The organism is Microbispora sp. ZYX-F-249 (assembly GCF_039649665.1).
Lineage (GTDB): Bacteria > Actinomycetota > Actinomycetes > Streptosporangiales > Streptosporangiaceae > Microbispora > Microbispora maris.
Map to the genome: position 1 here is coordinate 142,880 of NZ_JBDJAW010000008.1, position 24,393 is coordinate 167,272.

Consider the following 24,393-nt stretch of genomic DNA (forward strand, 5'->3'; position numbering starts at 1 on the left):
TCAGGACCTGGGCGGACGACGGCGGACGAGCGGGTCGGCGCCGTTGACCACGTTGACGACGGGACGGCCCTCCATCGCCGCGGCGAGATTGTCCAGCACGCACCGGATCAGCCGCGTCGTGGCCTCGGGCGTGACGCCGGCCGCGTGGGGTGACAGCAGGACCCGCGGACAGGAGCGCAGCGGGTCGTCCGGCGGCGGAGGCTCGCTGTCGTACACGTCGAGCGCCGCGCCGGCGAGGTGGCCGGACTCCAGCGCGGCCAGCAGCGCCGCCTGGTCCACCACCCCGCCGCGGGCCGCGTTGACGAGAACCGACCCCCTGGGCATGCGCCCGATCCTGGCGGCGTCGATCAGCCCGCGGGTCTCCGGCGCCAGCGGCACGGCCAGGACCAGCACGTCGCTGCCCGCGGCCAGCGCGTCGACGTCCAGATAGGCGGCGCCGTACGACTCGGGCTTGGGCGTGCGCGACCAGTAGGAGACCCGGCAGCCGAGCGCGCCGAACAGGCGGGCGCAGGCCGCGCCGATCGGCCCGAAACCGGCCACTCCCACGCGGCATCCGGCGAGCTCGCGGCGCTGGTAGGCGAACTGCGGCCACTCCCCCGCCCGCATGTCCCTGTCGCCGTCCGCGAGGTGGCGCAGCAGCGCGAGCGCGGCGGCCAGGCACCATTCGGCGACCGCGGCGGCGTTCACCCCGGCGGTGTTGGCGAGGGGCACCCCTGCTCGGGCCAGCGCCTCCGGGTCGTGCCCGTCCACGCCCACGGACGGCTGCTGCACGAACGCCAGGCGCGGCGCCAGCCGTACGGCCCGCGCGTCGAGGGCCAGGGCGCCGCTCCAGTCGCCGACGACGATCTCGGCGTCCGGCAGCGCCTCCAGCAGCGACTCGCGGTCGTGCCGGGCGGGGACGCGCACCTCGGCGCGCCCGTCGAGGTCGGCGAGCAGGCCGCGCACCGCGTCCTCGGGGAGCGGCGGCAGCGCGAGAACATTCCACGTCACGGGCGCAGTCTCGCACGTCTCCAGAAACATGTTCTACTGTCGCGTGAAGTGCTGCCGCGTTGAGGAGGGGTCGGATGGACGAGTCGCGGGGACCGCTGGCGGGGGTCCGCGTGCTGGAGCTGGCCGGTCTCGCGCCCGGGCCGTTCGCCGGGATGATGCTCGCCGACCACGGCGCCGAGGTGCTGCGGATCGACCGGGTGAAGGCCGTGAGCGACACCCCGCGCCGCGACGTGATGGACCGCGGCAAGCGCACGATCGGCCTCGACCTCAAGTCGCCCGAGGGCGTCGCCGCGTTCAGGCGGCTGGCCGAGCGGGCCGACGTGGTGATCGAGGTGTTCCGGCCCGGGGTCGCCGAACGGCTCGGAATCGGGCCCGCCGACCTCCACGCGGTGAACGAGCGGCTGGTCTACGGCCGGATGACCGGCTGGGGCCAGGACGGCCCGCTCGCCTCCACGGCCGGGCACGACATCGACTACATCGCGATCGCGGGGGCCCTGTCGATGCTGGGCCGCGAGGGCGGCAAGCCCACCCCGCCGATCAACATCCTGGGCGACTTCGCCGGCGGCGGGCTCATGCTGGCGTACGGCGTGCTGCTGGCTCTGCTGGAGCGGGAGCGCACCGGCCGGGGCCGGGTGGTGGACGCGGCGATGGTGGACGGCGCGGCGCTGCTGCTGTCGATGTTCTACGGCGCGGTGCACGGCGGCCACTGGGGCCCGCGCGGCACCAACCTCCTCGACACCGGCGCCCCCATGTACGACACCTACGAGACGGCCGACGGCGGCTTCCTCGCCGTGGGCGCGCTGGAGCCGCAGTTCTGGGCGGAGATGCTCGCCCGGATGGGCATCGACGACATGCCCGACCGCGACGACAGGGCGAACTGGCCGGCCATCCGGGAGCGGCTGACCGAGGCGTTCCGGTCGCGTACGCGGGCCGAGTGGGAGGCGGTCTTCGACGGCTCCGACGCCTGCGTGTCCCCGGTGCTCGACCCGCGCGAGGCCGCCCGGCACCCGCACAACCGGGCGCGCGGCACGTTCGTGGACGTCGGCGGGCTGCCGCAGGCGGCGCCCGCGCCCCGGCTGGTCGGCGCGCCGCGCGCCGACCTGTCCCCCGCCACCCGGCTGCTGGACCTCAGCTCCTGGGGCCTGCCCGACGACGAGGCGAAGGCCCTGCGCGCCGCCGGCGTGCTGGCCTGACCGTCCCTGCTCCACCCTGCCGACACAACGAGGAGTCCCCCCGCACATGGACGTTTTCGAAGCCCTCTACACGACCCGCGCCATGCGGCGGGTCAAACCCGACCCGATCCCCGTGGAGGTCCAGGAACGCATCCTGGACGCCGCGGTCCGCGCCCCCAGCGCCGGCAACAGCCAGGGCTGGCGGTTCCTGCTGGTGGACGACACGGAGGTGAAGTCCCAGCTGGGACCGTTGTACCGGGACGCGCTCGGCAGGCTGTTCGAGGGGCACTACAAGCCGATGCGCGAGCGGGCCGAGGCGACCGGCGACACCGCCACGCTCAACGTGCTGCGCTCGGCCCGGCATCTGGCCGACAACTTCGAGTCCTATCCCCTGCTCATGTTCGCCTTCACCCGCAACGACCCCGGCGGCGGCTCCATCTACCCCTCGGTGTGGAGCGCCCAGCTCGCCGCCCGGGCCTTCGGCGTGGGCAGCGCGCTGACGTCCGTGCTGGGGCTGTTCCACGGCGCGGAGACGATGCGGATCCTCGGCGTGCCCGAGGGCAAGGGCTGGCAGGTGGCGTGCATGGTCACCTTCGGCTACCCGACCGGCCGCTGGGGGGTCGCCCCGCGCCGGCCCGCCCACGAGGTCGCCTACCGCAACCGCTGGGGCGACCCGGTCGGCTTCGAGATCCCCGAGCCTCTCTGGACGCCCTGAGCGATCACCCATACGCCCTCTGATGCAGCAGCTCTTGTGTTGAATGTAGTACACCTACTACATTCAACAGCAGGGTTGCTTCATAGGAGGGCGTATGGACGATGTCGTCATCCGCGTACGCGGGCTACGCATGGCGTACGGACCCGTCCGGGTGCTGGAGGGGGTCGACCTCGATCTGCGGCGCGGCGAGGTGTTCACGCTCCTCGGGCCCAACGGCGCCGGCAAGACCACCCTCGTCGAGATCCTGGAGGGGTTCAGGACCGGCTGGACCGGCGAGGTGAGCGTGCTCGGGGAGAACCCGGCGCGGGCCGGCGACGCCTGGCGGGCGCGGCTCGGGGTGGTGCTCCAGTCGTGGCGCGACCACCCGCGCTGGCGGGTGCGCGACCTGCTGCGCCACGTCGCCGCGCACTACGACGACCCCCGCGACGTCGACGACCTGCTGGCCGTGCTCGGCCTCACCGACTCGGCGGGCGTCCGGGCCGCCGTGCTGTCCGGGGGGCAGCGGCGGCGGCTCGACGTGGCGCTCGGCATCGTCGGGCGGCCGGAGGTGCTGTTCCTGGACGAGCCGACGACCGGGTTCGATCCCGAGGCCCGGCGCGAGTTCCACCTGCTGATCGAGCGGCTGGCGGCCGAGGAGGGGCTGACCGTGCTGCTCACCACCCACGACCTGGCCGAGGCCGAACGGCTGTCCGGGCGGATCGCCGTGCTGGTGGCCGGGCGGGTCCTCACCTGCGGCAGCCCGGCCGAGCTCGCGCGAGCCGTACAGGCGCCGTCGAGGGTGCGCTGGGCGGAGGGCGAACTGGAGACCGCCGACCCGTCCGCGGTGGCCTGGGAACTGCACCAGCGGTACGGCGGCCCGGTCCCCGGTCTGGAGATCCGGCGGCCGACGCTGGAGGAGAGCTACCTGGACCTCATCGAGGAGGCGAGGACCCGATGAACGCGACGATGCTGGGACTGCGCCGGGGCTGGATCGAGCAGCTCAACCAGTGGAGCGACCGCAAGGAGCTGTTCAACGCCGTCGCGGGGAGCGTCGTCACCTACGGGCTGCTCATCCTCTGGATCGGCGACACACCGGTCGAGGGCACGACCGTCACCGCGGGGACGTTCATGACGCCGGGCTTCATCGCGTTCGCGATCTTCTCGACCGGGCTGACGGCGCTGCCCATGCTGATCGCCGCGGACCGGGAGGAGGGGACGCTGCTGCGGGCGCGCACGCTGCCCCGGGGCATCCGGGTCTACCTGGTCGGCCGCGCCACCACCGTGCTGCTGACGATCCTCGTCAACATCACTCTGGTCCTGGCCTTCGCGATCCCGCTGGCCGGGGTCCCGGCTCCGGCGACGCCCGCGCGCTGGTTCACCCTCGGGTGGGTCGTCGTGCTCGGCACGCTGGCCGTCGTGCCGGTGGGCGCGGTCATCGGCAGCCTGCTGCCCGGCCCCAAGGCGGGCGCCATGCTCGCCCTGCCCGCGATGCTCCTGATGGTCGTCTCCGGGGTGATGCTGCCGCTGGAGACGATGCCCGACCTCGTGCGCCGCATCGCGGAGGTGTTCCCGCTCTACTGGCAGGCGCTCGGGCTGCGCGCGGCGCTCCTGCCCGACTCGGTCCTCGCGGCCGAGGTCGCGCACGCGTGGCGGCTGGGCCAGGCGGCCGCCGTGCTGGGCGCGTGGGCGGTCGGCGGTATGGTTCTAGCCCCCTGGTTGCTGCGCCGGGTCCGCGGAAAGTGAGCGGTCCCGTGGGCCCGACGGAGGTGAGACGTGGCCGAGGAGCCGGTGTTCAACCGCATCGCGGTGCTGAGGGCCGACCGCGGCGTCTCGCGCCGGGACCTGGCCGCCGCGCTCGGGGTGCACTACCAGACGGTGGGCTACCTGGAGCGCGGCGAGTACAGCCCCAGCCTCCACCTGGCCCTGCGGATCGCCGAGTTCTTCGAGGTGCCGGTGGAGGTCGTCTTCTCCCTCAAGCCGTTTCCCAAGCTGGGGAGCGCGTCATGAGCCTGCGCGACCGCTGGGACCACCACATCGCCCGGGCGATGGAGGAGGAGCACCTTCCCGCGCTGCACCGCACCCGGCGGCGGCGCCGCCTGCTCGTCGTGGCGGGCGCGGCCAGCGTGCTGCTGCTGTGGGCGGACGCGGCGGTGTCGTGGGCGATCGCCCCGAGCGACACCGCCGTCCGGGTCAACCTCGTGCTGCTGGTCGTCATGCTGGCGATCTACATCCCGGTCGTGACCGCACTCAACAGCGCCACCCGCGGGCTCGCCTCGCTGCCCGAGAGCCGTCTCGACGAACGGCAGGTCAGCGAGAGGTTCCGGGCCCACACGTACGCGAACAGGGTGATGCGGCTCGTCCTGGGCGGTCTGGCGGTGTTCGTCGTGGTCGCGACCTGGGACGCGGGCGAGAAGGCCCAGATCCCCGGCGCCGCCGTCTTCCTCGGCGTCTTCGCCCTGTTGTGGACGCACATCCTGCTGCCGCTGCTGGTCGCCGGATGGCGGCTGCCCGACCCGCCGCCGGACGACGACGGCGTGGACGACGACGGGGACGGCCGTCAGGCGGGCGTGGCCTGAACCGGCGGGATGGGCCCGGTCGGATCCCCGAACGACGGGAGCGTGGCCACGAAGAGGTCGACGCCCCCGGGGTGGTGGATCTCCAGGTCGGTGGTGAAGGCGCGGGCCGGGGTGAGGCCCGACTCCGCGTGTTTCCACACCTGCTGCCAGGCCTCCGTGAGCGCCCCCGGCATCGGCCCCCGCGCCTCGAACAGCAGCGCGGGCACGCCGGGCACCCGCACGGCGACCATGCCCTCGGGCAGCCGCGCGGCCGTACGCACGGCCACGCCGACGATCTGCGTGTAGGCGCCGTTGTGGTCGCTCTCGTAGTCCGTCAGCACGGCGTACAGGTTCTCGTCGACCCGGCCGGGCACGTGCGCGAAGGCGCCGGGCGCGCCGGCGCGGGCCCACAGGCCCGGCAACTGGGCGCGGGCCGGGTCCGCCTCCGCCGCGTTGGTCGTCCGCACGGCGAAGCCGACCACGAGCGTCTCCGGACGGTCAACGATGATCACGTGCTCTCCTTTCAGGCGAGGTCAATGTATCCCGTGTCCGGGTCTGGTACGGCGGCGGCCGGGAATGCCGGGTATGACCCGCTCACAACGTAGGCTGGACAAACGTGCGATTCCTCAATGATGTGACGCCGCCCTACGATCTCACGTACAGCGATGTGTTCATGGTGCCGTCCCGTTCCTCCGTCGGGTCGCGCCTCGCGGTGGACCTGTCCACCGGCGACGGAACCGGCACCACGATCCCCGTCGTCGTCGCCAACATGACGGCCGTCGCGGGCCGCCGCATGGCCGAGACCGTCGCCAGGCGCGGCGGCATCGCCGTCATCCCCCAGGACATCCCGATCGACGTGGTCGCCGATGTCATCGACTGGGTGAAGAGCCGCGACCTCGTCCACGACACGGCCATCACGCTCACGGCCCACGACACGGTGGGCGAGGCGCTCACCCTGCTGCCCAAGCGCGCGCACGGCGCGGTCATCGTCGTGGACTGGGAGAACCGCCCGGTCGGCGTGGTGACCGAGGCCGACTGCCACGGCGTCGACATGTTCACGCAGCTCTCCCAGGTCATGACCGCCTCACCGCAGACGCTGCCGCGCGGCGTCGACCCGCAGACCGCGTTCGACGCGCTGCACGAGGGCCGCCACCGGCTGGCGCCCGTGGTGGACGAGGACGGCCGCCTGGTCGGCATCCTCACCCGCACCGGGGCGCTGCGCTCCACCCTCTACCAGCCCGCCCTCGACGCGCGCGGCCGGCTGCGCGTCGCGGCGGCCGTCGGGGTGAACGGCGACGTGGCCGCCAAGTCCAAGGAGCTGCTCGACGCCGGCGTCGACGTGCTCGTGGTCGACACGGCGCACGGCCACCAGGAGAAGATGATCTCCGCGCTGCGGGCCGTACGCGCGCTCGAGCCCTCCGTGCCGGTCGCGGCCGGCAACGTCGTCACCGCGGCGGGCGTACGCGACCTCGTCGAGGCCGGCGCCGACATCGTGAAGGTCGGCGTGGGTCCGGGCGCGATGTGCACGACCCGGATGATGACCGGCGTGGGACGGCCGCAGTTCTCCGCCGTGCTGGAGTGCGCGGCCGAGGCCCGCCGCCTCGGCCGGCACGTGTGGGCCGACGGCGGCGTGCGCCACCCCCGCGACGTCGCGCTCGCGCTCGCCGCGGGCGCCTCCAACGTCATGATCGGCTCGTGGTTCGCCGGCACGTACGAGTCGCCCGGCGACACCCGCACCGCGCCCGACGGGCGCAAGTACAAGGAGAACTTCGGCATGGCCTCGGCCCGCGCCGTACGGCTGCGCACCGCCGACGACTCGCCGTTCGAGAGGGCCCGCAAGGCGCTGTTCGAGGAGGGCATCTCGACGTCGCGGATGTACCTCGACCCGGCGCGGCCCAGTGTGGAGGACCAGATCGACGCCATCGTGGCCGGTCTGCGTTCCTCCTGCACGTACGCGGGCGCCACGACGCTTGAGGAGTTCCACGAGCGGGCCGTGATCGGCGTGCAGAGCGCCTCCGGCTACAGCGAGGGCATGCCACTTTACCAGAGTTGGTGACTCCTCCTATTCCGCACAGGAATATCGAGCTCTGTCGGGGTAGTGCGTTCGTGTACCGACCGCACTACCCCGTGGAGGCGATCATGCAGTACTCCCCGGCCGGAGGGCCGGTCAGTCCGGCGGTCGACAGACGGCTGCTGGTCAGTTACGACAACTACACGGCGGCGCAGCGCGCCGTCGACACCCTGTCCGACGCCGGGTTCCCGGTGGAGAACACCGCGATCGTCGGCAGCGACCTGCGCCTGGAGGAGACCGTCACCGGACGGCTCACCAACGGCAGGGCCGCACTGTCGGGCCTGATCACCGGTGCGGTGTTCGGACTCGTCGTCGGCCTGTTCCTCGGGTTGTTCACCTCGACCACGACCTCGTTCATCGGATTGGTGCTGTGGTCGATCCTCTGGGGCGCCATCGCCGGCGCCGCCTTCGGCTTCACGAGCCACGCCTTCACCGGCGGGACGCGCGACTTCTCGTCCAGGAGCTCGATCGTCGCCGGACGCTACGACGTGCTGGTGGCCTCCCCCATGCTCGACCAGGCCCAGGCGCTGCTGCAGGGCGGCGTGCAGCCGGCCGACACCGTCGTCGTCGAGCGCCCGCCGTCGGCCGGTCCCGTCACCGCGTCTCCGGCCACCACGTCTCCGGTCACCACGGGCGATACGGCGCCGCAGGCCACCGGTCTCCCGGAGTCCGGACCCCGGGCCGAGGAGGTGCGCGACGACGACCGGGCGGGCGCGTCGCGGGGCCCTCGCCCATAACCTCCCCCCGTCGTCCACGGAAGTCGCGACGCCTTCCCCACGCCGTGTGGGGAAGGCGTCGTCGTGTCGGCCGTCACCGGTAGAGTCGTCAGCCGGTCGGAACTTCCGGCACTGGAAGAACAGGAGGCCCACGTGGCACTGGAGAAGCCCGAGATCGACTTTCCCGAGGGCGCGCCGCCCGCGGACCTGGAGATCGTGGATCTCGTCGAGGGGGACGGGCCGGAGGCCAAGCCCGGGCAGAACGTAACCGTCCACTACGTCGGGGTGGCGTTCTCCACGGGTGAGGAGTTCGACGCCTCCTGGAACCGCGGTCAGCCGTTCCAGTTCCCGCTCGGCGGCGGCCGGGTCATCGCCGGCTGGGACCGCGGCGTGGCCGGCATGAAGGTCGGCGGGCGGCGCCGCCTGACGATCCCCCCGCACCTCGGGTACGGCAACCGCGGCGCGGGCGCCCTCATCAAGCCCGGTGAGACGCTCATCTTCGTCGTCGACCTGCTCGGCGTCGGCTGACCGGACACCGGGCGGCGCCTGTCCGGGGGTAGGCGAGCCGGAGCGCTTCGAGGATGATGGCCGCGTGGACGATGCCCTCCCGAAGCACGGCTCCAGAGGCGGCCCCTTGCGAACGCCGGCTTCCGGGAGGCCGGCGTGACCGCGGACGGCCAGGCGGTCGCCGGCACGCCGGTGGCCGGCCGCGGTGTCCGGGCGGGCGGACCGCTCGCCGCGCCACCCCGGGCCGTGGCCGCGATCGCCGCCGTGACCGTGGCCGTGCTCCTCGCGGTGAGCCCGTGGTACGGCTACCACCGCGACGAGCTGTACTTCCGCATGCTGGGTGAACGGCCGCGGCTCGGCTACTTCGACACTCCGCCGCTGACGCCGATGATCGCCCGGTTGTCCACCACGCTCTTCGGGGACACGGTCGTCGCGCTGCGGATCGTCCCCGCCCTGTGCACCGGGGCTCTGGTCGTGCTCGTCGCGCTGGCCGCCCGCGAGCTGGGCGGCGGCCGCACCGCCCAGATCCTCGCCGCGGCCGGGACCGCGACCTCCGTGCTGCCTCTCGTGGCCGGGCACGCGCTGCTGACCCTCACCCCCGACCTCGTGCTGTGGAGCGCGGTCACGCTGTGCCTGCTAAGGGTGCTACTCAGGGGGGACGGGCGCTACTGGCTCTGGACGGGGGCACTGTGCGGGATCGCGGCGTACAACCGCGATCTGATCGTGGTGCTGCTGGGCGGCGTCGGCCTGGGCGTCCTCGTGGCCGGTCCGCGCGAGGTACTGCGGGACAGGCGGCTGTGGGCGGGCGTCCTTCTGGCCCTGGCCATCGCCTCGCCCAACCTGGTCTACCAGGCCACGCACGACTGGCCGCAGCTCCAGATGGCCCAGGCGTTGCGGATCGACGAGGGCGCGGACAACCGGGCGTCCTTCGTCCCCCTTCAGATCGTGCTGCTCGGGCCCGTACAGGCGGTGGTGTGCGCGGCCGGGTGGCTGCGGCTGTGGCGGAACCGGCGGGTCCGCTCGCTCGCCATCGCCTATCCCGTGGCCTGCGCGTTGATCCTGTACTCGGGCGGCCGCCCCGACTACACCGGCGCGTTCCTGCTCTACCTGTTCGCGGCCGGTTGCGTCACGGCGGCCGGGTGGCGGTGGCGGGCGGCACTGGCCACGGCACTGGCGGCCGGCGCCGTGGTCGCGGTGGTGGTGGCGCTGCCGGTCGTCCCGGCCGCGTCGCTCGGGGGAACGCCCGTGGCCGCCGTCAACGAGGTCGCCCGCGAGTCGGTGGGCATGCGCGACGTGGCCGCGCAGACGGCACGAGTGGTGGACGGCCTGCCCGCCGCCGAGCGCGCCGGGGCGGTGCTGCTCGCGGCGAACTACGGCGAGGCCGGCGCGCTGCGCCGCTGGGCGGGCGAGTTCGGGCTGCCCGCGGTGTACAGCGGCCACAACGAGCTGTGGTGGTGGGGGCCGCCGCCGGAGGGGACCCGGGTGGTCGTGTCCGTCGGTTACCCGCCCGCCGACCTCGCCACCGTCTTCACCCGCTGCGTCCCGGCGGGCAGGCTGAGCGGAATGCCGGGCGAGGAGCGGGGCGTGCCGATCACGGTCTGCCGCGACCCCGTCCGTCCCTGGCGCCAGCTGTGGCCGAGCGCGCGTCACTACAGCTAGGTCGTGTCTGACGAATCACGGACCTGCCGCGCCGGACACTCCCTGGTGCCCGACCCCCGGCCTGGGCATCTGCCGTTGTGGTGAGGCAGGATTACGGTGTGTTGCTGATCGACCTTGCCAGGACCTCCGCGGCCGTCGCCGCGGACTCGGCGCGGCTCGCCAAGATCAGGCATCTCGGCGAGCTGCTCTGCAGGGTGGGAGCCGACGAGGCCGAGATCGCCATCGCGTACCTGTCGGGTGAGCTGCCGCAGCGGCAGATCGGGGTGGGGTGGCGGAGCCTGTCCGACCTCCCCGAGCCGCGTCAGGTCGCCACGGCGACCCTGACCCGGGTCGACGAGCTGCTCGAACGCATCAAGTCCCGGTCCGGCGCCGGTTCGCAGGCCGCGCGGCGTGAGCTGCTGGGCGAGCTGTTCGGCGCCCTCACCCGTCAGGAGCAGTCGTTCATGCACCGGCTGCTGACGGGCGAGCTGCGCCAGGGAGCGCTCAACGGCGTGATGATCGAGGCGATCGCCATGGCCGCGAACGTGCCCGCGGCCGAGGTGCGCCGGGCCCTGACCCTGCGCGGCTCGCTGCCCGCCGTCGGCGCGGCCGCGCTGCGCGGCGGCGTCGCGGAGCTGAAGGCGTTCCACCTGGAGGTCGGGCGTGCGGTGGCGCCGATGCTCGCGCAGAGCGCGCCCAGCGTGACCGCCGCGCTGGAGAAGGCCGGCGCCCCCGCCGCGGTGGAGTGGAAGCTCGACGGCGTGCGGGTCCAGGCCCACCGGTCGGGCGACCGGGTCGCCGTCTTCACCCGGACGCTCGACGACATCACCGCCCAGGTCCCCGAACTGGTGGAGGCCGTGCTCGGCCTGCCCGGGACCGACCTCGTGCTCGACGGCGAGGTCATCGCCCTGCGCCCGGACGGCCGCCCCGAGCCGTTCCAGGTCACCTCCGGCCGGGTGGCCAGCAGGACCGACGTGGCGTCGCTGCGCGCGACCGTGCCGCTGACCGTCTTCTTCTTCGACGCCCTGCGCGTGGACGGCGCCGACCTCCTCGATCTGCCCGACGAGGAGCGGCACGCCGCGCTGGAGGCCGCGGTCCCGGCCGGGCTGGTCACGCCTCGGCTCGTCACGGCCGACGCCGACGAGGCCGAGGCGTTCTTCGGCGACGCCGTACGGCGGGGCCACGAGGGCGTCGTGGTGAAGTCGCTGCGCACGCCGTACGCCGCGGGCCGGCGGGGGGCGGGCTGGGTCAAGGTCAAGCCACGGCACACGCTCGACCTGGTCGTGCTGGCCGCCGAATGGGGCAGCGGACGGCGCCGGGGCCGGCTGTCCAACCTGCATCTCGGCGCCTACGACCCGGAGACCGGCGGCTTCGTGATGCTCGGCAAGACGTTCAAGGGTCTCACCGACGAGTTGCTGACCTGGCAGACCGAGCAGTTCCTGCGACTGGCGGAGGGGCCGGCGGACGACTACGTCGTCACGCTCAGGCCCGCGCTGGTCGTGGAGATCGCCTTCGACGGCGTGCAGCGGTCGAGCCGCTACCCCGGCGGCATGGCGCTGCGGTTCGCGCGGGTCCTGCGCTACCGGCCCGACAAGCGGCCCGAGGAGGCCGACACCGCGGCCGCGGTCCGCGCGCTCATGCCCTGACCGTACGCCCCGCTCCGGACGTCACTTCACGAGGCGGATGGTCAGCGGGTAGCGGAACTCGGTGCCGGCGAGCGCCGACACCCCGCCGACGATGCACAGGGCCAGTCCGACGACCCAGACGACCGGCACCAGGACGAGCCCGACGACGGTGATCGGCAGCAGCACGGTCGCCCCCAGCACGGTGAGGTGGAAGTTCAGCGACTCCACCGCGTGCTTCCTGACGTAGGGGGACGTCCGCCCCGCGGTCACCATCATCAGCAGCGGGCCGACGATGAACAACCCCAGCAGCCCGAACAGGTGCGAGGCCGCCGCCCCGACCCGGTCTCCCCCGTCGGGGGCCGCGGGCGCGTGGTACGAGGGCGGCCGGGGGACGTAGGCCGGCCGGGTCCCGTACAGGTCGTTCATGATGGGCACGAGGTCGGCGTGCGTGCGCGCGGTCATCGCCAGGTGCAGGCGCTCGTCCATCTCGTGCTTGTCGAGCCTGCCCTCGGCGTAGGCCGCCTTGACATGCTCGACCACCTGTTCGCGGTCCTGGTTGGTGACGCGCAACTGAGGATGTGGCATAGGGGCACGGCCCTGCCAGGGTGGTGTCACTGCCGTGGGCATCACGCATAGCCTTCCGTCACGTCGACTGCTCGGCTCTCTTCGAGTCTGCCTCCATCTTGGGCCGGTTACGCGCCCGGCGGCATCAGGGACATCCCCGACATCGCCCCGAGACCGTTCCCTTAACGTCATCGTGATCCACGGCGATGTATACAAGCACTATGAGATGGCGAGATCGCTATGGGCTCCGGCGGCGACGGGGCGCCCGCGTGGCCAAGTTCGACCGCGAGGCGACCGACGCCGACGTCGAGACCCTCATCGAGTTCGCCAAGACGCGGCGTGGCGTCGAGTTCTACGTCGAGCCCGAGACCTTCGCGACCGACACCACCGCGGTGGCCGTCGCGCACGACGGTGAGTGGACCCGCCGCCGTGTCGGATCTCCCGCGGTCATCGCCAAGGTCGCCAGGGACCTCGCTCTCCCGGTCTACGACGTGCAGCTCACCGGTTACCCCGCCCGCATGCGGGCCTACAACGAGCGCCGCCGCCGGGCTCAGGACGGCGACCCGGTCTGACGGCCGCCCGGCACCGGCGCCGGCTCGGGCAGGCCCCGGGCCAGCAGTGCGCGCAGCGGCGCGAGCCAGATCGCCCGGGGACGGCCCATCTCGTCGTCGAGTTCCTCCGGCGTCGGCATGCGGTCGCGCAGCATGGCGGGGGACATCATGTACGTCAGGGCCTGCCGGAGCAGGAGCGCCATCGAATAGCCGGGGTCGGCGGCGAGCGCCCGGTCCAGCGCCATCCCCGCGAGTGCGCACTCCCCCCGATGCCACGCGGCGGCCGCCAGCAGTGAGGCCGCGGGCGCGGCGTGGCCCGGCTCCAGGCGGCGGGTGAGGTCGCGCCACAACGCGATGTGCGCGTCACGGTCGTCGACCAACGCCCAGGCCTCGTCCCGCACCCTGACCACGGCGAGGTCGAGCCCGAGTCGCGCGGCGCCGTCGTCGTCCAGCCGGCCCCCGGAGTCGTACAGGCCGAGGGCTCTGCGCACCCGTGCCAGCCCTTCGGCCACGAACCGCGCGGCCAGTTCGTCGGCGGCGGGTCCCCCGGGCTCCGGCAACGCCCGCAGCTCGGCCATCACGCGGAGGGTGGCCTCCCGCATCGCCGCACCGCCGCACCGCTCGACCGATCGCCGCAGGCTGCCCCGGTCTGGCAGGGCGACCAGCCCGTGCATCACGGCCTCCGCCGTGACACGGCTGCGTTCGGTGTCGTACGGCGTGCCCTCCGCGGGACAGCAGGTCGCGCTGTCGCAGGAGTAGGACCAGTAGCGCCCGCCTTCGGCCCGGAGGCTCTCGGTCACCCCGATGCCCTCGGCACGCAGCAGCCGGGTCACCGTGTCGACGGCGGGGGTCACCGCGGCGCCGGAACCGTACCCGATGACGAAAACGGCCGTCACCGCCTCGCGGCGCAGCAGCGAGACCAGCCGGTCGAGGTCCTCGGCGGCGACCGGCAGGTCCCAGCGCGTCGTCAGCCGCACCTCCGCACCGGCGAAGCCGGTCACGACGAGGCTGTCGGCGGGATGGAACCCGACGAGATAGGGCACGGCGGCGAGGATGTCCGCCGGCGAGGAGAGCACGAGCTTCGGAATCGTCATGGCCGCAAGCCTCGCCGGACGGCCGGGCCTCAAGGCGGCCGAAGCGCGTTCTGGGGACAGCCGTCCTCCTGTGGACAACCTGGCGGCCGGGCGGCCGGAAAACCGCTGGCCCCGGACAGAGCGCTCGGCCTACACTCGGCGCCATGTCTCTGCCCCGGATCTCCTAGCTCGGACACCCGCTTCCACGCCACCCGTGTGTCCTTGAGCTTCTCCGGAGCGTAATCCCATGATCACCCTTCGCGGTGTCGACGTGCGCGTCGGCGCCCGTCTCCTGCTGTCCGACGTCACCGCCCACGTCTCCCCCGGCGACCGCGTCGGCCTGGTCGGCCGCAACGGCGCGGGCAAGACCAACCTGCTGAAGACCCTGGCCGGCGAACTGCGACCGGCCGCGGGCACCGTCACCCGCACCGGCCCGGTCGGTTATCTCCCGCAGGATCCCGCGGCGGCCGATCCGTCCCTCACCGTCGCCGCCCGCATCCTGTCGGCCCGGGGCCTCGACGAGGCCGAGCGCGCGCTGCGGGCCGCCGAGGCGGCCATGGCCGACCCCGCCCTGCGGGAGCGGGCGATGCGGCGGTACGTCCGGGCCGAGGCGGAGTTCGAGGCCCGCGGCGGGTACGCCGCGCAGGCCGAGGCCGCCCGCATCGCCGCCGGGCTCGGCCTGCCCGACCGGGTCATGGCCCAGCCGGTCGGCACCCTGTCCGGCGGGCAGCGCCGCCGGGTCGAACTCGCCCGCATCCTGTTCGCCGGGCACGGCACGCTGCTGCTCGACGAGCCCACCAACCACCTCGACGCCGACTCCGTCACCTGGCTCCGCTCGTTCCTCGCCGGCCGCACCGGCGGGCTGGTCCTGATCAGCCACGACACCGCGCTGCTGGAGGACACCGTGAACAGGATCTGGCACCTCGACCCCGGCCGGGCGGCGCTGGAGGTGCACAACACCGGCTGGCGCACCTATCTGGCCGACCGCGACGCCGCCGAGCGCGGCCGCGCCCGGCAGCGGGCGGTCGCCGAGCGCAAGGCCGTGGCGCTGCACGCGCAGGCCGACAGGATGCGCGCCGGCAAGTCGACGGCCGCGCGGGCCAAGGAGATGGCGCGGCGGGCCGACCGCATGCTGGCCGAGGCGGCGCCGGCCCGCCGCGCCGAGAAGGTCGCCCGCATCCGGCTGCCCGAGCCCGCCCCCTGCGGCCGTACCCCGCTGGGCGCGATCAGCCTCACCAAGGCGTACGGCGACCTGCGGGTGCTCGCCGGTGTCGACCTGGCCGTGGACCGCGGCAGCAGGCTCGTCGTCCTCGGTCTCAACGGCGCGGGCAAGACCACCCTGCTGCGGATCCTCGCCGGGCGGGAACGCCCCGACTCGGGCCGCGTGGTGCACGGACCCGGTCTGCGGCTGGGCTACTTCGCGCAGGAGCACGACACGCTCGACCCGGCGCGCACCGTCGCCCAGAACCTCGCCGCCGCCGCGCCGCACCTGGGCGACGGCGAGGCGCGCCGGATCCTCGGCTCGTTCCTGTTCGGCGGGGACGACGCCGGCAAGCCCGCCGGTGTGCTGTCGGGCGGTGAGAAGACCCGCCTGGCGCTGGCCACCCTGGTCAGCTCGCAGGCCAACGTGCTGCTGCTCGACGAGCCGACCAACAACCTCGACCCCGCGTCGCGGGACGAGGTGCTGGCGGCGGTCGCCTCCTACCGGGGCGCCGTCGTGATGGTCACCCACGACGAGGCCGCCGTGGAGGCCCTGCGCCCCGACCGCGTCCTGCTGCTGCCCGACGGGGTCGAGGACATGTGGAACGCCGGCTACGCCGGCCTCGTGTCCTTGGCCTGACCCTCCGGTACGGCCGCCGGCGCCAGACGCATGCGGACGAGCATGGCGGCGCCGGCGACCGCGCCGGGCATCGCGACGACGCTGACGAGCGGCACCATGAACGCGAGGAAGAGCGGCACACCGAACCCGAGCGTGGCGGACATGTTCGACCGGAGCAGGGCGAAGCGCTCCTTGCGCCGCAGGCCCCGGCGTTCCATTGCCAGAGCGGTCAGCTCGACCGTGAGGAAGAACCCGGAGACGAACGCCCCGACTACGGGCACCACGGTCTGCCCGACGACCGGCACGAAACCGAGCACGAACAGCGGCACCGTGAACAGCAGGACGTACCAGAGCGTGACGAGGCTGTCGCGGATCGACCGGAACAGGGACGACCAGAAGGGCTGGTCGCCGCCGGGAAGGCCGCCGCAATCCTCTTCGACCTTCTCCGACAGCTTCTCGTAGAACGGGTCGCCGATGACGAGCGTGACGGCGGTGAACGTCAGCACGGCGAGCGCGAGACCCACCACGAAGATCATCACGCCGACCAGCGTGCGGAACGTGTCGCGCCAGCCCCAGTCGTCGGCGAACGGCGTCGCCCAGGCCGCCACGTCGGTGGCGTGCGTGCCCAGCCAGACCAGCGCCAGTGCGTACAGCACCAACGCGATCAGAGCCGGGATCAACCCGAACGACCACCAGCGGGGATGCCGGGCGACCCACCCGAGACCCCGCAAGCAGAACCCGATTCCCTCGGCGAAACCGCCGATGCCGCGCCGTCCGGCGGGCCGCCCCATGCCACTCATGGCGGGCAGGCTAGCGCCACAAGGTCGTCACCGGCACGTCCAGATCGGCGAAAAGGCGGCGAAGCAGGGGCAGCGAGATGCCGAGCACGTTGCCGTGGTCGCCCTCGATGCCCTCGACGAACCAGCCGCCCAGGCCGTCGAGCGTGAACGCCCCCGCCACGCGCAACGGCTCCCCGCTGGCGACGTACGTCTCGATCTCCTCGTCGGACGGCGTGCCGAACCGCACCACGGTCGCCGCCACCTCCGACACCCCGCGGCCCCCCGCCACGTCGACCACGCTGTGCCCGGTCAGCAACCGGCCGGTCCTGCCCCGCATCATGTGCCAGCGGCGCACCGCCTCCTCGGGCGTCCCCGGCTTGCCGTAGGCGACGCCGTCGAGCTCGAGCACCGAGTCGCAGCCGATCACGATGCCGTCGCCGAGCGTCCCGGCGACGGCGTCCGCCTTGGCCACGGCCAGTTTCAGGCAGAGCTCCCCAGGAGTGGCAGCGGTGATCGCGTCCTCGTCGACGCCGCTGACGATCACCTTCGGATCGAGCCCGGCCGCCCGCAGCACACCGAGGCGGGCGGGCGAGGCGGAGGCAAGTATCAGGTCCGTCACACAGAGCAGCCTAGCCGCTTCTACCATGTCTCGCGTTTACCCATTACCGGCGAGGGACACAGGTGTCAAAACATACAGTAAAGGAACGTCTCAGCTACTGGTTCGACAACACCATGGCGAAGGGCACCGCCGCCTTGATCGGCTGGCTGGCCCTGGTGTCCCTGGTCCTGATCGTGGTGGCGAGCGTCCTCACCATGTGGCTCGCCCCCGACGAGGCGCTCCGGCACGACGGCTGGCCCGGGGTGCTGTGGCTGTCGCTCATGCACGCGCTCAGTCCGGGCAAGATCTCCGGGGACGCCGGGACGGCGCCCTTCCTGGCCATCATGCTGGGCCTGTCCCTCGGCGGCATCTTCATCGTCAGCATCCTCGTGGGCGTCCTCGCGGCCGGCCTGCGCGGCAAGATCGAAGAGCTGCGCAAGGGCCGCTCGCGCGTCATCGAGAGCGGCCACACCGTCATCCTGGGCTGGTCGGAGCAGCTGTTCACGATCGTCGCCGAACTGCTCAAGGCGCACGCCAGCCAGCGCGGCTCGGTCATCGCGATCCTGGCCGACAGGGACAAGCCCGCCATGGAGGACGCCGTCCGCGCCCGGGTGGGAGACACCGGCAGGACACGGCTGGTCTGCCGCACCGGCAGCCCCACGGAACCGGCCGACCTCGGCCTGATGAGCCTGAACACGGCGCGCGCGATAGTCGTGCTGTCCCCCGAGCAGGACGACCCGGACGCGCAGGTCATCAAGACCCTGCTCGCGCTGGCCAAGCGGGCCGGGGAGCATCCCCCGGTGGTCGCCTCCATCGCCGCGTCGCGCAACATGGCGGCCGCCCGGCTGGCCGGCGGACCGAGGGTGCACCTGGTCGACAGCGACGACATCGCCGCGCGGCTGCTCGTGCAGTCGTCCCGGCAGTCCGGCATGTCCGTGGTCAGCATGGACCTGCTGAACTTCGACGGCAGCGAGATCTATCTGCGCCGCGAACCCGCCCTCGCCGGCAGGTCGTACGGCGAGGCCCTCCACGCGTACGCGACCGCGTCCGTCCTCGGCCTGCGCACGGCGGGCGGCGTGCTGCTCAACCCGCCGCCGGACACGGTGGTCGGGGCGTCCGACGAACTCGTCGTGCTCGCCAAGGACGACTCGCTGGTCCGCCTGGCGAACACCGCCATGCCCGTCGACGATCGGCACATCGTCTCCGCGCGAGCCCCGGAGCCGGCCGTCGAGCGGACTTTGATGGTGGGCTGGAACGGCCGGGCCGCGCGGATCATCCGCCACCTCGACGGCTACGTCACATCCGGATCGGTGCTCGACGTCGCGACCGACCACCCCGGCGCCGGCGCCGGCCTGGGGGACCTGCGCAACCTCACGGTGAACGTCAAGGAGTGCGACGGCACGGACAGGTACGCCCTGGAGTCCCTCGGTGTCGGCGTCTACCAGCACGTCATCGTGCTCTCCGACGACAGGTACGCCCCCCGCCAGGCCGACACCCGGACCCTGATGACGCTGCTGCAGCTGCGCGACATGCAGGCGATCCTCGGCGAGAAGTACTCCATCGCGAGCGAGATGCACGACGAGAACAACCGTTCGCTCGCCGAGGTCACCGAGGCCGACGACATCGTGATCAGCGACACCGTCATCGGCCTGCTGCTCGCGCAGCTCGCCGAGAACCCGCACCTCGCCGAGGTCTTCGGGCAGCTGTTCGACTCCGCCGGCGCGGAGGCCTACCCGCGGCCGGTGGAGAACTACGTGACGACCGGCGCGCCCGTCGCCTTCCGGACGCTCGTGGAGTCGGCGCTGCGCCGCGGCGAGACCGCGATCGGTTACCGCCTGGCTGCGAAGACCGGGGAGACGCCCCACTACGGCGTCGTGCTCAACCCGGACCGGTCCCGGCCGGTGACGTTCGCCCCCGGCGATTCCGTGATCGTTCTCGCCGAGCGCTGAGTCAGAGCGCCCTGACCGACGACATCACCGTGTTGATGTCGCGCCAGCGTTTCTTCTGGCTGTCGGGGATCGTGACGAACACGACGGCGGGCTTCTTCTCCGGAACGTCCACGAGGGCCAGCGCGGCCGCGGAGACCCGCTTCTCGCCCTTGAGCGTGTAGTGGACGGTGTAGCCCAGCAGCCAGCCCTTCCGCTTGCCCGCCTTCATCGGCTGGGAGGCCGTCCAGGTGATCGTGGCGCCCGAGGGGTGATGGTTCAGAGTCCACCGGGCGGCCAGGAACGCGGTGTCGCGCAGCGTCTCCTGCTCCGGGATCGGCACGGGGCAGGAGACCAGCATCCCCCGGTACGACGCGCCCTTCACCCTGGGCAGCAACTGGCGGGAGGCGAACGGCGTGGGCGTCGCGAGCGCCCACCCCTTCGCGAAGCGGGGCAGGGCGACACCGGAGCGGCGGTCCTTGACCAGGCCGCGGGTGGCGGCCGCCCGGCCGGGCAGGTCGCGGAGCCGGCGGTCGGCCTTCGGCAGCGCGGGCACCCGGGGGTCCTTCAGGGCCGCCGCGAGCGCCGGATCCACGGCGTCCGGACTGGCCGCCACACTGGCCGCAGGACTCACGGCCGGACTGGACAGTGGGCTGGAGAGAGGACTGAGACCGGGCGTGGCCGCCGCGCCCGCGGCCGGCGCGGCGGCGCTCGACGCGGACGAGGCCGACACCGCCGAAGGCAGGCCGACCACGGCGGACTGGCGCGGCGCCGCGGCCATGGTGTCGGGGTCGTCCCGGTTCAGCAGCACGACGGCCGCGCCCGCCCCCAGCACGGCGACCCCCGCCGCGACCGCGACGACCTTGTAGACCACCCGCATCGGCAGGTCCCCGAGTTTCCTGGGGGGACTCGCCGGCGGCGCCGGCTCAGGGACCGTGATCTTCGGTAGCGGAGTGGTCTCGGCCTCGGCCGCTATGTAAGAGGGGACGGCCTTCGTCCCGTAGTCCCCAGGTGACACGATCGGGAGCGTACGGCAAATCCCGCTATTTCGGGTGCCTTCCCCATCACACTTCGGGAACGCCCACCCGCAGCCACGGCGCGTCGGCCACGACCGTCGCGGAGCCCGGTTCGATCTCGGTGAACCCCGCGTCCCTGACCACCGGCAGCCCGCTCGCGGCCAGCGCGTCCCACCGTCCGGGGGCGGCCGTCCTGACCCGTACGGCGAAGCCGCGCCCGCGCCAGGCCGCCCGGTCCGTCTCCCCCGCGCCCCACCAGGCGAACTGCGCGCCGTGGCCCGCCTGGGCCATCGCCTTGCCCGCCGTCATCTCCAGACGGGGATTGACCCAGAGCACCACGTCATCGGGGCCCGCTTCCGGCGGCGCCACGTCGTCGACGAGCTCGGTGCCCGACACCTGGAGCCTGGCCAGGTCGCGCGGCCAGCCGTCGAGCGGCACCGGAGGATGCACGCGGACCTCGGCCGTGCCCACGGCGACGGTGATGCCGGGCAGGGCGAGCGCACGCCGCCACTCGGCGCCGCGTGCCCGCCTGACCACCTTCCTGATCCGGCCGTCCTGCCACTCGGCGACCTCCTGCGGCCACTGTCCGCCGTTCTCGGCACTGTCTTCGGCACCGTCCAGCAGGAGCACCACCGCCGTCGCGGCCGCCTCCAGCGCGTCGGTGCGCCGCGGCGGCGCGGCCCGCTCGATGCGTACGACCAGGGGAAGAACGCGTTCGGTCACCCGACAAGGATCGCAGCTTCGCGGCGATCCCGGACACGCGTGACGATACGGGACGACATGAGCGCGGCCAGCAGGCACAGCGCGCCCGAGCCGTACCACGCCAGGTCGTAGTTCCCCAGGTGGTCCCGGGTGAGCCCGGCCACGGTGGCGACGACGGCCGCGCCGATCTGGTGGGAGGCGAAGACCCAGCCGAACACCACGGCGCCGTCCGCGCCGAAGATCTTGCGGCACAGGGCGACGGTCGGCGGCACGGTGGCCACCCAGTCGAGGCCGTAGAAGACGATGAAGACCAGCATGCTCGGCTCGGCCGTGGCGGCGAACAGCTGCGGCAGGACCAGCAGCGACAGCCCGCGCAGCCCGTAGTAGACGACGAGCAGGAGCCGCGGGTCCACCCGGTCGCTCAGCCAGCCGGAGAAGACGGTGCCGGCGATGTCGAAGATCCCGATGACGGCGAGCAGCGAGGCGGCGGTCGTCTCCGACATGCCGTGATCGTGGGCGGCCGGGATGAAATGGGTGCCGACCAGGCCGTTCGTGCTCGCCCCGCAGATGGCGAAGCCGAGCGAGAGATACCAGAAGCGCCGGGTGCGGGCGGCGTCCCGCAGCACCCGTACGGCCCGCGCCGCGGCGCCCTTGCCCGGCGTGCGCGCGACCGGCTCGGTCGCGCCCAGCGCGGTCAGGCCCAGCTCCTCCGGCGTGTCCCTGAGCAGGAACCACACGAGCGGGACGACGGCGAGCGCGGCCGCCGCCACCGTGACCGAGGCCCACCGCCAGCCCTGCGACTCGGCCAGGTGCGCGAGCACCGGCAGGAAGACGAGCTGTCCCGTCGCCCCGCCCGCCGTGAGCACGCCGGTGACCAGACCGCGGTGCCGTACGAACCAGCGGTCGGTCAGCGTGGCCGCGAAGACGAGCGCCATCGAGCCGGTGCCCAGCCCGACCAGGACGCCCCAGAGCGCGACGAGCTGCCAGCTCGCGGTCATGAGAACGGTCAGGCCGCTGCCCACCGCCACCAGCAGCAGGGCGCAGGAGACGACGCGGCGCATGCCGAAGCGGTCCATGAGCGCCGCCGCGAACGGCGCGCACAGCCCGTAGAGCATGAGGTTCACCGAGACGGCGAGCGAGATCGTGCCCCTCGACCAGCCGAACTCGTCCTCCAGCGGCGTGATCATCACGCCCGGCGAGGCGCGGAACCCGGCCGCCCCGATGATCGCGACGAAGGCGACGGCGGCGACGATCCAGGCGCGATGCAGCGACTTCATGGCGAGCATCATCCCGTTGTGTCCGCCACCGGGGATAGTGGCCGGGAGGTCAACATGTGAAAGAATCGGGCCATGCAACCGGCCGTGCACCGCGTCGCCGTACTGGCCCTGGACGATTTCGCCACCCTCGACCTGGGCATCCCCGGTCAGGTGTTCTGGGCCGCCCGCGACCCCGGCCCGCTGTACGAGGTCGTCACCTGCACCCCGGGCGGACGCCCGGTGCGGAGCCGGGCGGGCTACAGCGTGGTCCCCGACCACGACCTCGGCGTGCTCGAGACCGCGGACACGGTGGTGGTGCCGGGCATCCACAGCGGGACCCCGGTGGAGAACGGCACGCTCGACGAGGAGGTACGCGCGGCGCTGTGGGGCGCCGCGGGACGGGCCCGGCTCATCTCCATCTGCACCGGCGCCTTCGTGCTGGCCGCCGCGGGCCTGCTGGACGGGCGTCCGGCGACGACGCACTGGCGCAACGCCACCGGCTTCCGCGCGCTGTTCCCCCGCGTACGGCTCGATCCCGACGTGCTGTTCATCGACGACGGCGACGTGCTGACCTCGGCGGGTGTGGCTGCGGGGATCGACCTGTGCCTGCACGTCATCCGGCGCGACCACGGCAGCGAGGTGGCCAACCGCACCGCCCGCCGGTGCGTCACCCCGCCGTTCCGCGAAGGCGGCCAGGCCCAGTTCATCGAGCGGCCGCTGCCCGACCCCGCAGGGACGACCACGGCGCCGACCCGGGCGTGGATGCTCGAACACCTGGAGGAGCCGGTCGACCTGGCGGCACTGGCCGCGCACGCCCGCATGAGCGTGCGGACGTTCACCCGCAGGTTCCGGGAGGAGACCGGCCTCAGCCCGGCCAGGTGGCTCGCCGGGCAGCGGATCGCCCATGCCCGGCACCTGCTGGAGACCACCGACCTGCCGGTCGACGCGATCGCCAGGAAGGCCGGGTTCGGCAGCGCGGTCTCACTCCGCCAGCACCTCCACGCCGCCGTGGGGGTGTCCCCCCTGGTCTACCGGCAGACGTTCCGCACGCCCGCCGCGCTCGGGTGAATCACCGGCGGTCGCCGGCGGCGGGACCGCGCCAGGCGTACGGGTTGCCCGACCGGCGTCCGGGCTCGCGGAGCGCCGGGGTCTGCGCGGGCTGCTGCTTGCGGGCCCGCCGCTTGCGCATGAACAGCCACCCGAGGCCGAGCAGGACCATCCCGATCGGCGTACGCGCCAGCCAGCGGGTGACGACGAGCTGCAGGATCCTCTTCATGACATCCGCCCCTACCCGGCACGGACGTCGTCATGTGCCCGCCGTTCAGGACGCCAGCTGCGGATACAGTCCGGCCACGTCGCCGGACAGCATGGCCCGCACCTGGCGGCTCACGTCGTCGGCGACCACCTCGAAGCTCCCCTGCTCGATCCCCCGCAGGGCCCGGTCCGCGACCTCCGCCGGGTCGATCTTCGGGCCGTCGACGTGGGCGGCCATGTCGGTGTCCATGTATCCGACGTGCAGCGCCGTGACGAGCGTGCCCTGCTCCCGCAGTTCGAGGCGGAGACCGTTGGTGAGCTGAAGCGCGGCCGCCTTGGCCGCGGAGTAGCCGGCCACCTGCGGGGCGGTGAACCACGACAGCACCGACAGCACGTTGAGGATCGCGCCGCCCCCGTTACCGCCCAGGACCGGGGCGAACTCACGAGCCATGGCGAGCGTGCCGAAGTAGTGCGTCTCCATCTCCAGGCGGATGTCGTCGAGCGCACCGGTGACGAACGACGAGCCCGTGGAGACTCCGGCGTTGTTGATCAGAAGGTCGACGTCGCGGGCGCGCTCGGCGGCGGCCCGGACGGACGCGGGGTCGGTGATGTCCAGGGCGAGCGGCACCACGCCCGGCAGGTCGACCGTCTCCGGCCTGCGCGCCGCCGCGTACACCTTGGCGGCGCCACGGTCCAGGAGCGCGGCCGCGAAGCACCGTCCGAGCCCACGGTTCGCGCCCGTGACCAGCGCGACCGATCCCTCGATCCTCATTGTTCGTCTCCATCCCTCGACGACTTCGCGTCCAGGCTAGAGAGCTGACTTTAAAATCGCAAGTCAGCATCTTCGGGCTAGCCTGGATCCCAACGGCGACGAGCGAGCGAGGCGTG

The 24,393-nt window shown here is 73.1% G+C and carries 26 protein-coding genes; 15 read left to right on the plus strand and 11 right to left on the minus strand.

Features of this window, described 5'->3' with window-relative positions; all coding sequences use genetic code 11:
* Positions 1 to 990, minus strand: a complete 990-nt coding sequence (locus tag AAH991_RS12745) for an NAD(P)-dependent oxidoreductase (protein ID WP_346225990.1) — start codon at positions 988 to 990, stop codon at positions 1 to 3.
* A gap of 74 nt (positions 991 to 1,064) precedes the next feature.
* Between AAH991_RS12745 and AAH991_RS12750 the strand changes: the two genes are divergently transcribed.
* The 6 genes from AAH991_RS12750 (at position 1,065) to AAH991_RS12775 (ending at position 5,432) form a co-directional block, all read left to right on the plus strand.
* Positions 1,065 to 2,183: a CaiB/BaiF CoA transferase family protein gene (locus tag AAH991_RS12750; protein ID WP_346225991.1), complete on the plus strand. Its 1,119-nt coding sequence runs from the start codon at positions 1,065 to 1,067 to the stop codon at positions 2,181 to 2,183.
* Positions 2,184 to 2,229: 46 nt separating this feature from the next.
* Complete coding sequence (locus AAH991_RS12755) at positions 2,230 to 2,877, plus strand: nitroreductase family protein (protein WP_346225992.1); 648 nt, start codon at positions 2,230 to 2,232, stop codon at positions 2,875 to 2,877.
* A gap of 94 nt (positions 2,878 to 2,971) precedes the next feature.
* Positions 2,972 to 3,814, plus strand: coding sequence for an ABC transporter ATP-binding protein (locus AAH991_RS12760; protein WP_346225993.1), 843 nt, complete (start codon positions 2,972 to 2,974; stop codon positions 3,812 to 3,814).
* Entirely contained in the window at positions 3,811 to 4,599 is a 789-nt protein-coding gene (locus AAH991_RS12765; RefSeq protein WP_346225994.1) for an ABC transporter permease, read from the plus strand. The genes AAH991_RS12760 and AAH991_RS12765 overlap by 4 nt, the downstream gene beginning before the upstream one ends.
* Before the next feature lie 30 nt (positions 4,600 to 4,629).
* Positions 4,630 to 4,863: a helix-turn-helix transcriptional regulator gene (locus AAH991_RS12770; RefSeq protein WP_079316115.1), complete on the plus strand. Its 234-nt coding sequence runs from the start codon at positions 4,630 to 4,632 to the stop codon at positions 4,861 to 4,863.
* Complete coding sequence (locus AAH991_RS12775) at positions 4,860 to 5,432, plus strand: hypothetical protein (protein ID WP_346225995.1); 573 nt, start codon at positions 4,860 to 4,862, stop codon at positions 5,430 to 5,432. Before AAH991_RS12770 ends, AAH991_RS12775 begins: the two co-directional genes overlap by 4 nt.
* Here the strand turns inward: AAH991_RS12775 and AAH991_RS12780 are convergent.
* The gene (locus tag AAH991_RS12780) at positions 5,414 to 5,923 is read right to left on the minus strand and encodes a GyrI-like domain-containing protein (protein WP_346225996.1); all 510 of its coding nucleotides are present in this window, start codon (positions 5,921 to 5,923) and stop codon (positions 5,414 to 5,416) included. The two genes, AAH991_RS12775 and AAH991_RS12780, sit on opposite strands and share 19 nt — an antisense overlap.
* A gap of 104 nt (positions 5,924 to 6,027) precedes the next feature.
* Here AAH991_RS12780 and AAH991_RS12785 point away from each other — a divergent pair, with 104 nt between their 5' ends.
* From AAH991_RS12785 to AAH991_RS12805, 5 genes are all read left to right on the plus strand, one after another.
* Positions 6,028 to 7,467: a GuaB1 family IMP dehydrogenase-related protein gene (locus AAH991_RS12785; protein WP_346225997.1), complete on the plus strand. Its 1,440-nt coding sequence runs from the start codon at positions 6,028 to 6,030 to the stop codon at positions 7,465 to 7,467.
* 83 nt (positions 7,468 to 7,550) lie between these two features.
* Positions 7,551 to 8,219, plus strand: a complete 669-nt coding sequence (locus AAH991_RS12790; protein WP_346225998.1) for a YflT domain-containing protein — start codon at positions 7,551 to 7,553, stop codon at positions 8,217 to 8,219.
* A 132-nt stretch (positions 8,220 to 8,351) separates the two neighbouring features.
* On the plus strand, positions 8,352 to 8,726 hold the full coding sequence (locus tag AAH991_RS12795; protein ID WP_079316111.1) for an FKBP-type peptidyl-prolyl cis-trans isomerase: 375 nt from the start codon (positions 8,352 to 8,354) through the stop codon (positions 8,724 to 8,726).
* A 135-nt stretch (positions 8,727 to 8,861) separates the two neighbouring features.
* Entirely contained in the window at positions 8,862 to 10,364 is a 1,503-nt protein-coding gene (locus AAH991_RS12800) for a glycosyltransferase family 39 protein (protein ID WP_346225999.1), read from the plus strand.
* Positions 10,365 to 10,462: 98 nt separating this feature from the next.
* Positions 10,463 to 11,989 (plus strand): ATP-dependent DNA ligase, encoded by a 1,527-nt coding sequence (locus AAH991_RS12805; protein ID WP_346226000.1) that lies wholly within the window; start codon positions 10,463 to 10,465, stop codon positions 11,987 to 11,989.
* Between the two features lie 21 nt (positions 11,990 to 12,010).
* Here the strand turns inward: AAH991_RS12805 and AAH991_RS12810 are convergent, their stop codons facing one another.
* The gene (locus tag AAH991_RS12810; RefSeq protein ID WP_346226001.1) at positions 12,011 to 12,553 is read right to left on the minus strand and encodes a DUF1707 and DUF4870 domain-containing protein; all 543 of its coding nucleotides are present in this window, start codon (positions 12,551 to 12,553) and stop codon (positions 12,011 to 12,013) included.
* A 200-nt stretch (positions 12,554 to 12,753) separates the two neighbouring features.
* Here AAH991_RS12810 and AAH991_RS12815 point away from each other — a divergent pair, with 200 nt between their 5' ends.
* Positions 12,754 to 13,104 (plus strand): hypothetical protein, encoded by a 351-nt coding sequence (locus tag AAH991_RS12815; protein ID WP_346226002.1) that lies wholly within the window; start codon positions 12,754 to 12,756, stop codon positions 13,102 to 13,104.
* On the opposite strand, the gene AAH991_RS12820 is transcribed toward AAH991_RS12815, so the two are convergent.
* On the minus strand, positions 13,083 to 14,177 hold the full coding sequence (locus tag AAH991_RS12820; RefSeq protein ID WP_346226003.1) for a DUF4192 domain-containing protein: 1,095 nt from the start codon (positions 14,175 to 14,177) through the stop codon (positions 13,083 to 13,085). The two genes, AAH991_RS12815 and AAH991_RS12820, sit on opposite strands and share 22 nt — an antisense overlap.
* Before the next feature lie 226 nt (positions 14,178 to 14,403).
* Here AAH991_RS12820 and AAH991_RS12825 point away from each other — a divergent pair, with 226 nt between their 5' ends.
* The gene (locus tag AAH991_RS12825) at positions 14,404 to 15,996 is read left to right on the plus strand and encodes an ABC-F family ATP-binding cassette domain-containing protein (RefSeq protein WP_346226004.1); all 1,593 of its coding nucleotides are present in this window, start codon (positions 14,404 to 14,406) and stop codon (positions 15,994 to 15,996) included.
* Here the strand turns inward: AAH991_RS12825 and AAH991_RS12830 are convergent.
* Together AAH991_RS12830 and AAH991_RS12835 are read right to left on the minus strand one after the other, a co-directional pair.
* Positions 15,969 to 16,775, minus strand: coding sequence for an EI24 domain-containing protein (locus AAH991_RS12830; RefSeq protein WP_346226005.1), 807 nt, complete (start codon positions 16,773 to 16,775; stop codon positions 15,969 to 15,971). The two genes, AAH991_RS12825 and AAH991_RS12830, sit on opposite strands and share 28 nt — an antisense overlap.
* A 10-nt stretch (positions 16,776 to 16,785) precedes the next feature.
* Entirely contained in the window at positions 16,786 to 17,373 is a 588-nt protein-coding gene (locus tag AAH991_RS12835) for a Maf family protein (protein WP_346226006.1), read from the minus strand.
* 62 nt (positions 17,374 to 17,435) lie between these two features.
* On the opposite strand from AAH991_RS12835, the gene AAH991_RS12840 reads away from it, so the two are divergent.
* A complete protein-coding gene (locus tag AAH991_RS12840) occupies positions 17,436 to 19,301 on the plus strand; it encodes a CASTOR/POLLUX-related putative ion channel (RefSeq protein WP_346226007.1) in 1,866 nt (621 codons plus the stop codon).
* Between the two features lies 1 nt (position 19,302).
* Here AAH991_RS12840 and AAH991_RS12845 read toward each other — a convergent pair whose 3' ends face one another.
* Genes AAH991_RS12845 through AAH991_RS12855 form a run of 3 tightly spaced genes read right to left on the minus strand, consistent with a single transcriptional unit; the run spans position 19,303 to position 22,272 of the window.
* Entirely contained in the window at positions 19,303 to 20,295 is a 993-nt protein-coding gene (locus AAH991_RS12845; RefSeq protein WP_346226008.1) for a hypothetical protein, read from the minus strand.
* Between the two features lie 46 nt (positions 20,296 to 20,341).
* On the minus strand, positions 20,342 to 21,016 hold the full coding sequence (locus AAH991_RS12850; RefSeq protein ID WP_346226009.1) for a peptidyl-tRNA hydrolase: 675 nt from the start codon (positions 21,014 to 21,016) through the stop codon (positions 20,342 to 20,344).
* Positions 21,013 to 22,272, minus strand: a complete 1,260-nt coding sequence (locus tag AAH991_RS12855) for an MFS transporter (RefSeq protein ID WP_346226010.1) — start codon at positions 22,270 to 22,272, stop codon at positions 21,013 to 21,015. The genes AAH991_RS12850 and AAH991_RS12855 overlap by 4 nt, the downstream gene beginning before the upstream one ends.
* Before the next feature lie 72 nt (positions 22,273 to 22,344).
* Between AAH991_RS12855 and AAH991_RS12860 the strand changes: the two genes are divergently transcribed.
* The gene (locus AAH991_RS12860; protein ID WP_346226011.1) at positions 22,345 to 23,319 is read left to right on the plus strand and encodes a GlxA family transcriptional regulator; all 975 of its coding nucleotides are present in this window, start codon (positions 22,345 to 22,347) and stop codon (positions 23,317 to 23,319) included.
* A 1-nt stretch (position 23,320) separates the two neighbouring features.
* On the opposite strand, the gene AAH991_RS12865 is transcribed toward AAH991_RS12860, so the two are convergent.
* Positions 23,321 to 23,527 carry a DUF6203 family protein gene (locus tag AAH991_RS12865; RefSeq protein ID WP_346226012.1) on the minus strand — a complete coding sequence of 69 codons (207 nt, stop codon included), beginning with the start codon at positions 23,525 to 23,527 and terminating at the stop codon, positions 23,321 to 23,323.
* Positions 23,528 to 23,572: 45 nt separating this feature from the next.
* Positions 23,573 to 24,277, minus strand: a complete 705-nt coding sequence (locus AAH991_RS12870) for an SDR family oxidoreductase (protein ID WP_346226013.1) — start codon at positions 24,275 to 24,277, stop codon at positions 23,573 to 23,575.
* Between the last annotated feature and the right edge of the window lie 116 nt (positions 24,278 to 24,393).

Coding starts and splice junctions, on each gene's coding strand:
- AAH991_RS12750 (WP_346225991.1), top strand. CDS start 1,065: ATGGACGAGTCGCGGGGACCGCTGGCGGGGGTCCGCGTGCTGGAGCTG.
- AAH991_RS12755 (WP_346225992.1), top strand. CDS start 2,230: ATGGACGTTTTCGAAGCCCTCTACACGACCCGCGCCATGCGGCGGGTC.
- AAH991_RS12760 (WP_346225993.1), top strand. CDS start 2,972: ATGGACGATGTCGTCATCCGCGTACGCGGGCTACGCATGGCGTACGGA.
- AAH991_RS12765 (WP_346225994.1), top strand. CDS start 3,811: ATGAACGCGACGATGCTGGGACTGCGCCGGGGCTGGATCGAGCAGCTC.
- AAH991_RS12775 (WP_346225995.1), top strand. CDS start 4,860: ATGAGCCTGCGCGACCGCTGGGACCACCACATCGCCCGGGCGATGGAG.
- AAH991_RS12790 (WP_346225998.1), top strand. CDS start 7,551: ATGCAGTACTCCCCGGCCGGAGGGCCGGTCAGTCCGGCGGTCGACAGA.
- AAH991_RS12810 (WP_346226001.1), bottom strand. CDS start 12,553: ATGCCACATCCTCAGTTGCGCGTCACCAACCAGGACCGCGAACAGGTG.
- AAH991_RS12815 (WP_346226002.1), top strand. CDS start 12,754: ATGAGATGGCGAGATCGCTATGGGCTCCGGCGGCGACGGGGCGCCCGC.
- AAH991_RS12820 (WP_346226003.1), bottom strand. CDS start 14,177: ATGACGATTCCGAAGCTCGTGCTCTCCTCGCCGGCGGACATCCTCGCC.
- AAH991_RS12825 (WP_346226004.1), top strand. CDS start 14,404: ATGATCACCCTTCGCGGTGTCGACGTGCGCGTCGGCGCCCGTCTCCTG.
- AAH991_RS12830 (WP_346226005.1), bottom strand. CDS start 16,775: ATGAGTGGCATGGGGCGGCCCGCCGGACGGCGCGGCATCGGCGGTTTC.
- AAH991_RS12855 (WP_346226010.1), bottom strand. CDS start 22,272: ATGAAGTCGCTGCATCGCGCCTGGATCGTCGCCGCCGTCGCCTTCGTC.
- AAH991_RS12860 (WP_346226011.1), top strand. CDS start 22,345: ATGCAACCGGCCGTGCACCGCGTCGCCGTACTGGCCCTGGACGATTTC.
- AAH991_RS12865 (WP_346226012.1), bottom strand. CDS start 23,527: ATGAAGAGGATCCTGCAGCTCGTCGTCACCCGCTGGCTGGCGCGTACG.
- AAH991_RS12870 (WP_346226013.1), bottom strand. CDS start 24,277: ATGAGGATCGAGGGATCGGTCGCGCTGGTCACGGGCGCGAACCGTGGG.